General features: G+C 35.7%; 14 protein-coding genes. All 14 read left to right on the forward strand.

Annotated features, from left to right (window positions below):
* Positions 1 to 8: 8 nt before the first annotated feature.
* Genes flgG through PPBDW_RS22560 form a run of 14 tightly spaced genes read left to right on the forward strand, consistent with a single transcriptional unit; the run spans position 9 to position 12,529 of the window.
* A complete protein-coding gene (flgG, locus tag PPBDW_RS22495; RefSeq protein WP_036788613.1) occupies positions 9 to 794 on the forward strand; it encodes a flagellar basal-body rod protein FlgG in 786 nt (261 codons plus the stop codon).
* Positions 795 to 825: 31 nt separating this feature from the next.
* Positions 826 to 1,515: a flagellar basal body L-ring protein FlgH gene (locus tag PPBDW_RS22500; protein WP_054262248.1), complete on the forward strand. Its 690-nt coding sequence runs from the start codon at positions 826 to 828 to the stop codon at positions 1,513 to 1,515.
* Between the two features lie 13 nt (positions 1,516 to 1,528).
* Positions 1,529 to 2,632, forward strand: a complete 1,104-nt coding sequence (locus PPBDW_RS22505) for a flagellar basal body P-ring protein FlgI (protein ID WP_036788616.1) — start codon at positions 1,529 to 1,531, stop codon at positions 2,630 to 2,632.
* The gene (locus PPBDW_RS22510) at positions 2,632 to 2,904 is read left to right on the forward strand and encodes a hypothetical protein (protein WP_036788619.1); all 273 of its coding nucleotides are present in this window, start codon (positions 2,632 to 2,634) and stop codon (positions 2,902 to 2,904) included. The genes PPBDW_RS22505 and PPBDW_RS22510 overlap by 1 nt, the downstream gene beginning before the upstream one ends.
* Positions 2,904 to 3,344, forward strand: a complete 441-nt coding sequence (locus PPBDW_RS22515) for a hypothetical protein (protein WP_036788622.1) — start codon at positions 2,904 to 2,906, stop codon at positions 3,342 to 3,344. Before PPBDW_RS22510 ends, PPBDW_RS22515 begins: the two co-directional genes overlap by 1 nt.
* Before the next feature lie 26 nt (positions 3,345 to 3,370).
* Positions 3,371 to 4,063: a sigma-70 family RNA polymerase sigma factor gene (locus PPBDW_RS22520; protein ID WP_036788625.1), complete on the forward strand. Its 693-nt coding sequence runs from the start codon at positions 3,371 to 3,373 to the stop codon at positions 4,061 to 4,063.
* A gap of 37 nt (positions 4,064 to 4,100) precedes the next feature.
* Positions 4,101 to 6,233, forward strand: a complete 2,133-nt coding sequence (gene fliF / locus PPBDW_RS22525) for a flagellar basal-body MS-ring/collar protein FliF (protein ID WP_082386875.1) — start codon at positions 4,101 to 4,103, stop codon at positions 6,231 to 6,233.
* A 60-nt stretch (positions 6,234 to 6,293) separates the two neighbouring features.
* A complete protein-coding gene (locus tag PPBDW_RS22530; protein WP_181318631.1) occupies positions 6,294 to 7,223 on the forward strand; it encodes a FliG C-terminal domain-containing protein in 930 nt (309 codons plus the stop codon).
* 1 nt (position 7,224) lies between these two features.
* Positions 7,225 to 7,908, forward strand: a complete 684-nt coding sequence (flgA, locus tag PPBDW_RS22535) for a flagellar basal body P-ring formation chaperone FlgA (protein WP_181316458.1) — start codon at positions 7,225 to 7,227, stop codon at positions 7,906 to 7,908.
* A gap of 1 nt (position 7,909) precedes the next feature.
* Entirely contained in the window at positions 7,910 to 10,045 is a 2,136-nt protein-coding gene (locus PPBDW_RS22540) for a flagellar biosynthesis protein FlhA (protein WP_052957442.1), read from the forward strand.
* A gap of 45 nt (positions 10,046 to 10,090) precedes the next feature.
* On the forward strand, positions 10,091 to 10,921 hold the full coding sequence (locus PPBDW_RS22545) for a FliM/FliN family flagellar motor switch protein (RefSeq protein ID WP_036788637.1): 831 nt from the start codon (positions 10,091 to 10,093) through the stop codon (positions 10,919 to 10,921).
* A 4-nt stretch (positions 10,922 to 10,925) separates the two neighbouring features.
* The gene (locus tag PPBDW_RS22550; RefSeq protein ID WP_036788640.1) at positions 10,926 to 11,285 is read left to right on the forward strand and encodes a FliM/FliN family flagellar motor switch protein; all 360 of its coding nucleotides are present in this window, start codon (positions 10,926 to 10,928) and stop codon (positions 11,283 to 11,285) included.
* Between the two features lie 26 nt (positions 11,286 to 11,311).
* Positions 11,312 to 11,623 (forward strand): flagellar hook-basal body complex protein FliE, encoded by a 312-nt coding sequence (fliE, locus tag PPBDW_RS22555; RefSeq protein ID WP_036788643.1) that lies wholly within the window; start codon positions 11,312 to 11,314, stop codon positions 11,621 to 11,623.
* Between the two features lie 39 nt (positions 11,624 to 11,662).
* Positions 11,663 to 12,529, forward strand: coding sequence for a motility-associated protein (locus tag PPBDW_RS22560; protein ID WP_036788645.1), 867 nt, complete (start codon positions 11,663 to 11,665; stop codon positions 12,527 to 12,529).
* The last annotated feature ends 3 nt before the right edge of the window (positions 12,530 to 12,532 follow it).

A 12,532-nucleotide genomic window follows, 5' to 3' on the forward strand; every position in this document is an offset into this window, starting at 1 on the left:
AACAAGAAATGTCGATAGCAGCATTACATATTGCACAAACTGGTTTATCAGCACAAGAGAGGCAGCTAGCTGCAATCTCAAACAATATTGCTAACGCCAATACTAACGGTTATAAAAGTGAACGTGTTGAGTTCTCTTCTTTGATGTATCAGACCCTGAGAGAAGCTGAAAAATCTGAGGGAAGTTCAGCACTTGGCGTTACATCAGGGACTGGGGTTCAGGTGGCTGGAGTATCGAGAGATTTCTCACAAGGCACCGTAAAAATGACGAATAGAGAATTAGACATCATGATTAACGGCAACGGAATGCTTAAAGTAAGTAAAAATGACGGACAGATATATTATACGAGAAGTGGCCAATTAAAAGTTGATCCTGATGGTCGCTTGGTGACAAATCTAAATCAGCCATTAGATCCTGAAATTACCATTCCGAGTGATACTAGCCAAATAATTATTGGAAGAGATGGCACCGTAAGCGTTAAGACAAATGCAAGTCAGGATAGTCAAGAAGTTGGTAAAATTGAATTGGCAAGCTTTATTAATCCTGAAGGTCTAAAACCGATTGGAGATAACCTCTATGCATCTACTGAATCAAGTGGCGAAGCAATTCTGGGCGAACCAGCAACAAATGGATTTGGTGAGATTCAGCAGTTTGCGCTAGAAGGATCTAATGTAAATACGGTAGAGGAATTAGTTAATCTTATTGAGGTTCAACGTACTTATGAACTTAACTCTAAGGTAATTAAAGGGGCTGATGATATGCTTTCGTTTGCTTCACAAAAAATAGGCAATTGATTTAGTTTTAATGTAATTAAATAGAAATATAATGAAAATAAAATTATTAACCTTAGCGGTGTTAGTCTCATTAGTTGGCTGTGCTTCTCCATTGGCTCCTAAAAGGATCGATGCACTCTTGCAACCTGAAGAGGATTTATTTCAGGCTCCAATGTCGACGGTAGCGAACTCAAGTGGTTCTATATATACAAACGAAAATAAGAATTTTCTTATTGGTACCGGCAGTTCTTACCGGTTAGGCGATATTATTGTTGTTAGTATGGATGAAGCAATTCAAGCTAATGATTCTACAGCTAATAAATCATCTAAAGTATCAAATAATAAAACAGGTTTTGGGTTTAATGGTAGCCTTATGGATACCAAGTTACCGTCAGCAGATTTAAATCTTGATTTTAAAAATGGCACTAACTATAACGGTTCCGGTGCATCATCACAAAGTCATAGCTTAAAAGGGAATATCTCAGTTACTGTCGTAAAAGTATACCCAAATGGTAATCTAGCTATTGCAGGAAAGAAAACGATTGGATTGAAGAATGGGATCGAGACGATTGCTATCGCTGGCGTGATCAGAGAAGCGGATATTTCAACCACAGATAATACAATTCCATCTAATAAAATAGCTAATGCTAGGATATATTATATTGGTGAAGGTGATAACTATGATCGTTCACAAAGTGGCTTTTTAACGGATGCTGTTTCTTCGAAATATTGGATGTTTTAAAGAGGAGTTACACATGAAATTAATAGCAAAAACGATTATATCAACTGCACTATATTTGATTTTTACCCAGCAGTCACATGCCGATCAAATCAAAGATATTGCGATTATAGAAGGTGTTAGGGATAACCAACTTCAAGGGTATGGCTTAGTGGTTGGTTTACAAGGTACCGGAGATAGAAATACTTTTGTAAACAAGTCATTAGCCACTCAGCTAAATAAATATGGAATACGAGTACCAGAAAATATTAGTCTAAACTCAAGAAATGCGGCGGTTGTAATGACTAACGCAACCCTGCCGGCTTTTATTAAGGATGGCCAAAAGATTGATGTGACGATATCATCGGTAGGCAACTCAAAGAGTCTGAGGGGGGGAACCTTGGTAACATCGCCATTGCTGGGTTTAGATGGAAAAGTGTATGCCATTGCTCAAGGTCAAGTGTTGGTAGATGGTTATATGTCAGAAGGTTTGAATGGCAGCACGGTGCAAGTTAATACCGCCTCTGTCGGACGAATACCTGATGGTGCAATTGTTGAAAAACAAGTAAATACTGGCTTTGCAGGGAAAAGAACGCTTAATCTGTTACTTAATCATCCAAACTTTGAAACCAGTTCAAATATTGCTAAGGCTATTAATGCGAAATTTGGCAAAGGTGCAGCTTCAGCAGAAGATGCGGGGTCTGTAGCGGTAAGAATGCCTGAAAATGAGCAGGCTAAGATTGAGTTTCTAGGGTTGATTAATAACATCGATGTTAAGGTTGGCAGACCTGAAGCAACTGTGGTTATAAATAGTCGCAGTGGAACGGTAACGATGTCAGAGGATGTCCATATTTGGCCTGTTGCAATATCTGAAGGCAATTTTACGATTAATATTTTTGAAAGCGAAGGTGTATCACAGCCAGCTCCATTTGCTAGCGGCACCACGATTAAAATAAAAAACTCTGAAATTTCATTAAAGCAAAATCAGAAAGAAATTAGTTTAGTTTCTCCAAAAGGTGCGACATTAGCTGATTTAGTTGATGCTTTGAATAAGATGGGGACATCACATAATGATTTAACACATATTCTGCAATTACTTGCAAAATCAGGATCATTACGTGCAAAAATACTGGTAATATGATGAACATTCATAGTGTCGGCGTTGCGCCGGCATTTTCAGATTCGGTTGATAAGAAGATAGATACCAAAGCATTAAAAGTATCTCAAGATTTTGCACAATTAATGCTTGAGCAATTATTAAAAGTATCTCAGAAGCCTAGTTCAACAATCACAGAAACTCACACCAATGACTTATTTAATAAAAAAATGGCAGAATCTGTGGCAAGGTCGCCTAATTTTCAATTAACGGAGGCCATTTATGATCAAATAATTCAATTTAATGGTAGTAAATAATGAACCAGAATAGAAAAAGAATATATCAGCTATTAAGCAATATTGTGAATAAAATCGATGTAATCTTATTGGAAACACCAACGTTAAGAACGGGGTTAACAACGTATAGAGTTTCTGTATTCCAAAAAAGTATTTATCGAATAGAATTATTGAATCATAGTGTTACACAGTGGTTCAATGAATTAAGTGTTATAGCAAAAGAAGAAGTAGGTGCATTTAATAAAAAAGCAGTTACAGCTATGTTAGCAAATGACAGCGAGCTTTTAATGCTCTGGACTCGATGTCAGAAAGGTGCTGAAATGCTTAATAATGAGATGTTGGAACTTGAGTTATTATTATCAAAATTAAATGAATTTAACCAACCTCTTTTTGAGCAAGCCAAAAAATATGAGCCTGCATTAACATCAACAGTGCCCAAAGTATATGGCAAAAGGCGTTAATAATATCTTATATATTGGGTTTTAGAATGAACAAATCTCAGAAATTGAAATGCCCATATAATGTTGAAGATCATAGGTTTCTAGTTATAAAAATAGCAAGAACTATATATAACCAGCATAATCTACCATGCTATATCGACCTTGATGATTTGATTCAAGAAGGAATGATTGGTTTATTGGATGCTCATGGAAATTATAATGCGGAAAATTCTGCGGGGGCTTCATTAAGCACGTATGCTAGTATACGCATTCGTGGTTCTATACTTGATTTCATAAGATCTCAATCATTCACGTCTAGACAATTAAATGCTGAGATAAAAATAATCAACAATGTGTCATGGGATTTTTTTGTAAAGCATGAAAGAGAGCCATTACGTACTGAATTATCAAATTTGACAGGACTTTCTCTTAGTAAAATTGAAAACATTATTTCGGCAAAAAAGTACACTGAGGTGCACGATACTAGTGAAGATGGAAACACCATTGAAATGTCTTTACTACAAGACTTTAGTCCAGAATCCGAAATTGATGTTTATCAACAGGTTCAAAAGTGGATAAAATCGTTAAGTTTGATGGAACAGAATGTAGTGTCCTTATATTATGCTGAAGGATTAACATTAGCTGAAATTGCTACGATTATAAATATGACTCCTGCGAGAGTTTCTCAGCTTTTATCTAAGTCTAAAAATTTACTGTCTTCTGTATTAAATTCAGTATAATTAATTTTAATGTAATAAGAACTGGTTAGTAGTTTCTATGAGTCTTTTAAATAATATATCAAGTAAGTTATCGGGAATACCAACGACGCACAAAATGTTAGCCGTCGCAGTAGCGACAGCTCTTACTATTGGTGGTGGAGCTGCAACGTATATTGCAAATTCAGATGCTAATAGTGGGTATGTCTCATTAATATCATCAAAAAATAGCGCGGATATTCCTAAGGCGATTACGCAATTAGATACCAAGGATATTAAGTATCGAATTACTCCTAATGGCGATCTTCTTGTTAGTGAAAAAGACATAATTCCAGCAAGAAATGTACTTGCTAAAGATGGTCAATTGTTTTCGTCAAAGACGGGATATGATTTATTAAATAAAGAGCAAAGTATATTTATTAACTCTACACAGCAGCAACTACTAAAAACTCAAGTTATTGAGGAAAATCTGCAGCTAACGTTAGAACAAATTGATGGCGTCCAAGCCGCAAAGGTGCATTTATCTCTTTCTGAAGCATCTGATTTTATGCGTGATACAAACAAGTCTACCGCATCTATAATGTTAGAACTTGAGCCAGGAAAGCAACTTTCAGATGCGCAAGTTAGAAGTATTGCGAATCTTGTTAGTTCGAGTGTTCCGTACTTGTCACCAGATGATGTTGTTATTACCGATCAGTACGCGCAACAACTTACTGGCGATTCTGAAGACAATTATGCGATGAGTGTAAGCCAAGTAAGGTATAAAACTAAACTCGAAGGGAAATTACATGCTAATATAATGCAGGTCATAGCTCCCTTAATTGGTCTGCAAAATATGAGAGTTTCTGTCAATGCAGACATTAATTACGACAAAATTCAAAACACTAAAGAAGAATATTTAAAAGATCCTCAAGCTATTCAATCTGAACAATTAGAATATAATTATGATGATAGTCGAGACGGTGCAGGTAAAGGCGTTCCAGGGGCTCTAAGTAATCAGCCTCCAGGGCATGTTAAATTATCGGCGAAAGATAAAAGCTCTGTGCCTAGCGCGAATGCTTCAGCAATATCTCATGAGAAAATAAAGCGTAATTATAATGTCGGCCGTTCTGTAACTAATACAGAATATGGAGGCATGGCTTTAAGAAAAATAGATGTTGTTGTGCTTATCGATAAAAAGACCTTAGAAGACGATTTTGTATACGATGGCGCCGCAATAAAGCTTCCTGATGCACCTTTAGCACCAGTTAAACCGACTGAGCCCAAAGAACCTGACTTTGTTGCTAATACTAAACCAGCAAGAATGACTGAAGAGCAAAGATCAATTTATGCTCAATATGGTAAAGATAAAGAGCAATACAAAGCTGATTTAGTAAAATATAATGCTGCTTTAACAGCATATACACCCCTTAAAGCAAAGTATGATAAAGAAGTTAAAACGCTAACGAAGGCCTATAACGAAAATAATACTGCAAATAGAAAAATTGCTCTAGAAGCGTTTATCAAACAAAGAACGTTAAATATCGAGAGTATGACTCGAGGTGCTGTTGGTTTTGATAAAGCAAGAGGGGATACTGTTACAGTAATAACCGACTCCTTTATCCCTCGTCAGTCGCTTAAGAAGATTGAACCAGTAAAAGCTGATACTAGTAAGACTGGTCTGCAATTAAAAGATTATGCGGTTGTAGCGATAAGTGTTTGTATTGCACTAATTGTACTGCTTTTGGGGCTACTTTTTGTTCGAAGAAAGAATAAAGCAAAGATCCAAAATGCTTTAAATACTGAAGAACAAGAGCAAAATATTCAAGATATTCTTGGCGATGTCATGAAAAATGATGGCTACGTGAAACGTTCTGAAGACGAAATAGCTAAGACAATGACACGTGACCAATTAGGTCAAGATAATTTAAATGCGGACGATGTAGATTTGGAATCTCTGATTGAAATAGCTAAAGATAATCTGCGTGACAAGCAAAAACCTGCACTTATCGTGTTAAGTGAATGGTTAGATAATCGAACTGATTTACAAAATTCAATTATCGCTGAAATTAAGGACAATAACGGCATTCTACGCATATCTAAGGCTGGGGATGCTGATAGTGAATTATTTGTGTCACCAGATGAATTCAGTGATGATTTTGATATCGACTCATTAATTGAAAAAACTCAACGTCCACATCAGGAAATGTCATAAATGACTAAGAAAAAATTAGAACGCCGCAGACTGACCGGTGATGATAAAGTTCGCATCCTTATGAAGCTTATTCCTATGGAAGATTTTGAACAGGTTCTAGATAAACTTGAGCGCAAACAGGCAGAAAAACTTCTAATTTTAATGAAAGAGGATGATCTAGGTGTTCCTGAAAAAATAACCAAGGTTGAAGCGGTTGAGGTTCTTACCGAGTTCAATGAATACATGTCTCGCTTAGTGAATCCTGATGAAGTTGCTATGACTGATGCGATGCAAGCGTTAATTCAACAAAAATTAATCGAATTTAATTTAGTTGAAGAGCAGAGGCTTTATGGATTTGATAAGTTGGCTGAATTATCTGTCGATCAAATAATTAATATTATTTTCAAGGAATCGCAACAGATCTCTGCGGTAATTTTAAGTCGACTTGATTCAGATAAGGCCGTTGAAGTCATTCAGAAAATGAATAATGAACATCGGACTGAAATTCTACTCTATATGGGGACTTCTCAAAATATTAGTCGTGAGAAACTAAAAGAGATTAACGATTGGCTTGAAGATAAAATCGATGAATCTGTTAATAAAGGAACTTACGACGGTGCTAAAGAAGTCGCGCAGATTTTAGAAGGTTTAACCGAAGATGAAATGACAGAACAATTAGAATTAATTGAGAAAATCAATCCTGATCTTGTAAAAGAAATACGTGGTCATATTCTAACGTTCAATGATATTTTAATGCTTGATGATGTCACGTTGTACATCATTCTAAATGAAATTGATTCATCAACAATAGGTCTTGCTATACGTAATTTATCGCAAAATCTGCAGGAAAAGGCATTAAGTGCGTTATCTGAGAATGCGCGACAAATTGCAGAGCTTGAATTAACGGGTGGCAATGTATCGGATGCTGATATTCTTGCTGCGCAAAATGTGATTTTGGCTACAGCAAGAGAACAAGAAGTCAATGGACTTGTACAATTACGTCAAGACTAGCGTGTTAAACAAAAAAGCAGTGGTGCTGGCACTGCTTTTTTTATCATTTAATGCCGCTAGTCAAAATAGATTACAGCCGCAAAAAGATAAGTTAACGAGTGAAATTGCAGCGTTGGTATCAGTAAAAGCTAAAATTGCTGAAATTATTTTTGATAAAAAGGTAGTTTCCAGCTTTAATAAAAATTGTACTGGAAAATTAATAACTAAACTCTATGCATCTAAGAGTAGATATGATTCGGGAACAGTTAATCTTTCATGTAGTTCTAATAATGCAGAAATATCTTTGAGATATAAGATTAAAGGTACAGTACCAGTCTTAGTTACAAGGAACAGGATATTAAGACATCAGCTTATAGATAAAACCAATACTACGCTCGAATTTGAAGATATGTCTACTGTTAGACGTTCAAATATATTTAGTTTTAAAGATATTAATGGTGTCAGAGCTAAAAGAGACTTGGAAAATGGTAAAATTTTAAATTTTGGTGATATTTATAGCCCTCCAGCAATTATGAGGAATAGTAATGTTAGAATTATTGTTCATAATGATAAGTTTTATCTTGAGGAGCAAGGAAAAGCTTTAGATGATGGATATATTAATGATGTTATTAATGTTTTAAACAATCAATCGTTAACGATAATAAGGGCAAAGGTTTTGAATTCATTTAGTGTCGAGGTTCTATAACATGGCAGACAGTCAATACAGTCTGACACCGAAAGACAGATTAAAGATCATACTTGGAAATGCTTCAGGTGCTCCATTATTTTTACTTGTCTTGCTGTCAATGATAGCCGTGCCATTACCGGCAATAGTGCTTGATATGTTTTTTACAGTGAACATTGCTCTCTCGATAATGATATTAATGATCTGTGTCTATTCAAAAAGGCCTGCTGATTTTTCTATATTTCCAACAGTATTACTATCTGCAACGCTATTAAGACTTGGACTCAACGTTGCTTCTACTCGTCTAATTTTAACAAGTGGACATAGTGGTGGTGGTGGTGCAGGGCAAGTTATTGAATCATTTGGTGAATTTGTAATTGGCGGGAATTTTGCGGTCGGTGTTGTTGTATTCCTTATATTAATTATTATTAATTTCATGGTTGTTACCAAAGGTTCGGAGAGAATTTCTGAGGTAAATGCAAGATTCACCCTTGATTCTTTACCGGGTAAACAAATGGCCATTGATGCTGAGTTGAATAGTGGCTCTATAACATCAGAAGAAGCGGCTATTAAGCGTGAGATACTGAGTACGGAGAGTGAGTTCCATGGCAGTATGGATGGTGCTTCTAAGTTTGTAAAAGGTGATGCAATCGCAGGATTGATTATCTTAGCCATTAATCTGGTTGGTGGTATTTGTATCGGTGTTGTACAGCATGGTTTACCGTTTAGCGAAGCACTTAAGACTTTCTCTCTATTATCAATTGGTGATGGATTAGTTGCTCAAATTCCAGCTTTAATTCTCTCTACGGCGACAGCTATAATAATATCGAGATCATCGGGAAGCCAAGATTTATCAGAAATGATTGGTTCGCAGATGCTGATGGATAACAAGGTTATCTATATTTCTGGGTCTATATTGATCATTATTGGCTTGGTACCTGGCATGCCAACAATAGCATTCTGTGGTATTGGCTCTGCAATATGTATATATGCTTATTATAACCAGCAAGGTGTCAAAGAGTTAACTGTACCTACAGCTAAGCTTGTCATGTCAGATAATGAATTCTCACCAGCGGTAGATGTGCTTGAAAACGTTGATGGTAGTGCTTTAGAAAATATTGAGCAGAAAGAACTTACGCTTGATGATATCACACCGCCAGAACCTATTGAAATTTGCATTGGTATGAGATTGGTGCCACTTCTTGATGCTGAAAATGGTGCAGAACTTATCGAACAGGTAACCGGTGTAAGAAAACACTTATCGCAAGAAATGGGTGTCCTTATTAAAGGTATTTTGATTCGTGATGTTTATGATATGGATTCTGAAAGCTATGAGATAAGAATTCGAGGCATTGTAAGGGGAGAAGGTAAGGTTAAGCCATCGATGCAAATAGCAATTGATATGGGCGGCTCAAGAGGTGCTATTGACGGTATACCAACCCAAGATCCTGTATATGGGTTACCTGCATACTGGATTGATGAAGACAATGCATCTCAAGCTAGATTGCAAGGCTATGAGGTTTCTGATCCTGCAACGGTTATTATTACTCATTTATCACAGATAATGCACGATTATATGCATGTACTGTTGTTTCATGAGGACGTAGCGCAGATTGTGGATCATATGTCAAAGCAGTCTCCAAAACTTATCGAGGAGTTGATTCCAAAATCACTTACAATCTCAAGGCTGCTTGATGTACTTCGCAACCTATTAAGGGAAGGTATATCGATTCAGGATATTAACACCATACTTGAAACACTTGCACTTCATGCTCCATCAGGAATAAATACTGCTGAATTAACTACTTTAGTTAGAAAAGCAATGATTGAGCATATTATCTATAAACTTACTGGTAGTATTAAATACATATCAGTAATGACTGTTAATCATGAACTACAAGCACTCTTAATGGAGAGCATTAACAATGATGGTAGAATAATCATAAATGGGCCTAAATTAGCTGATTTACTTTTGGTATCACATAAAGAATGCCAGGCAATGATAAGCAATGGTTTAGCACCAATAATGGTTGTTGCTGATCAGCTTAGATTACCGCTCATTAAGCTATTAAAGCCGCAAATCCCAGAAATTAATATACTTGGATTTAATGAGCTGCCAACCAATATTAAATTCGACATTGTGGCCGAAATAAAATAATGTTAATGCGCATTAATTGCAGTATATTTAATTAAAGTAGAGAATATGAAAAACTATAACGATGATTGGTGTCAAACCATTGATATTAAAAAGCACTTACGTTCGAGGAGCGAAAGTGAAATTGAGGCGATTCATCAAATAGCTACCAAAAAGCTAGCTCATCTTGCGTCAGATGTCTCTGATGGTGTAGTAAAATTCACTAAGAGATCAAACTCAACAATAATGACTTTTAATGAGTATTTTATTGGTGATCGTAAACCAGGACATATTTACTTTTACAACCATAAAAGTGAATATTCCATGGTACATCTCCCGTTTGAGCTGGTTGATCACTTAAACTCTATTAAATACGGAGCGCCAAGTTACACCGCTCCGGTAGAAAAAAAAGAGATGGCTGGATGGTTTGAGAATAAAATGGCATTAACTTTAATGCTATTATTCAATAACTTCTACCCGAAAATGTGGACAAATCAACTTGGGTTTTTCCCTGCTCCTGATGGATTTGTTGACATTAATAAAATGCCATTTGATTTGGATAGCAATCTCTTTATTCTTGAACATGACATAGAAATTGATCAGACATCATATAAAATAAGCTATATAATCAGTGACACGCTTATTAGTGGATTAAATGAATACAAAGAAACATCAACTAGAGCTGATAATATTGCACGATTAGAGAGCGTTGAACTTGATTTAACTGCTGTTTTACTTAGAACGGAGATGACCATTGAAGAAGTTTCAGCGCTTCAAATTGGTTCATTGATACCGCTTGGAAACATAAATCTAGTTGATATTGAAACGAATGACGGTTCTATAATAGCCTCTGGCGTTATGGGGCTACTTGATAACCAACGAGCAGTAAAAATAAGGTAAGATAATGGATAGTAATCTATCAAATGAAAGCATTGAGCAGTCTCTCAAAGATGTGCAAGGAATTAGTACCCCTGATATGTATGAAAATTTTTCAGGAGATTCGAGCATGCCAACTCCTCAAGTTACGTCAGCGATTAAGCTTCCTGATGTAAAGTTAAATATATCGGTACAAGCAGGCACTGCTGCAATGTTAATCAGTGATATTACCAAGCTAACAACTGGTGACTTAATCACTTTAGATACTGATGAGCACGCAAGCTTCCCGATTACAGTACAAGATACATTATTTGCTTATGGTGTAATTGTTAAGCACGATAAAAAGTTTGCAGTAAAAATTACTGAAATGGTAAATGTATCAAATTAATTAAACACTTTGGGTAAATGAGTATAATGGAAATCACTAACGCTAGTATGCTCATGACAATGGATAGGCTAGCAACGGAAGCTAGCCGATCAAATAATCATGAGAATAGGTTTGTTCACGGTCAAGATAATGCATTTATTAATACCATAAATAAATTAGATGAATCTCAGAAAGTCGCACTTCAAGCTAAAAAAGACGTTATCGAACACAAACCTAATGTAAGTGTTGCTGACATGCTGTTAAAAAGTAGTGAAGCACAAATTTCCATGGCAACTGCAATTGAAATTAGAAATAAAATGCTAGAAGCCTATACTTCACTAAGCAACATGCCTATCTAGCTTAATTACTATACTTTAAATAACAATAGAGAAATAACAATGAGGATACCATTAGGCTTTTTAGGGCTATTTGCCGCCCTTTTAGGTGGTTTTTTTATTAACGGAGGCCATCTTGGGTTATTATGGCATCCTGGTGAGTTTGTAATTATATTTGGCTCGGCTGTGACGATTTTTTTGATTTCCAACCCAATAGAAACAGTTAAACAAACGGGTCTATCTTTAAAATCATTAATTAAGCCATTATATACAGAAGAAAAAACGACTCAAACATTGCAACTGATGACAGAATTACTGGTTGTTTTAAAAAATGGCGGAAATTCGGAGCTTGCAGAGCATATTTCAAATCCACTAACGAGTGCCGTTTTTAAAAAATATGAATTAGTTTTATCTGATAATGATGCATTAAATTTTATCGTGGATAATTTCAATCTGCTAGAATCTGGAGGGGATAAACTTGAAGCTCATCAACTAGAAGCTATTCTTGAGCAAGAAATAGAGTTATATCATCATGAGCAAATGATCCCAGTAAAAGCTATCACTGCATTGACTGAAGTTATGCCATCATTCGGTATTATTGCCGCTGTAATGGGGATGAATATTACCATGATGTATATAGATCAAGAACCTCTGATTATTGGTGAGAAAATTGGTGCTGCACTATATGGTACGCTATTGGGTATATTTTTTGCGTATGGTATCTTTTATCCAATTGCTTATATTTTAACAAAGATGGCTGATCAAAAGAGAGATTATCTTACTGTTATTTTAAGTTTTATAATGTCTGTTCGTGAAAAACATAATTTATTTATAGCTGCAGAAATTGCACGAAAAAAGGTACTGCCAGCTAAAAGAATTTCACGTGAGGATTTAAGAAATAAAGTTGCAAGCATTTCTAAAGGGCAGTAAATA

This window comes from Photobacterium kishitanii (assembly GCF_000613045.3).
Classification (GTDB): Bacteria; Pseudomonadota; Gammaproteobacteria; order Enterobacterales; family Vibrionaceae; genus Photobacterium; species Photobacterium kishitanii.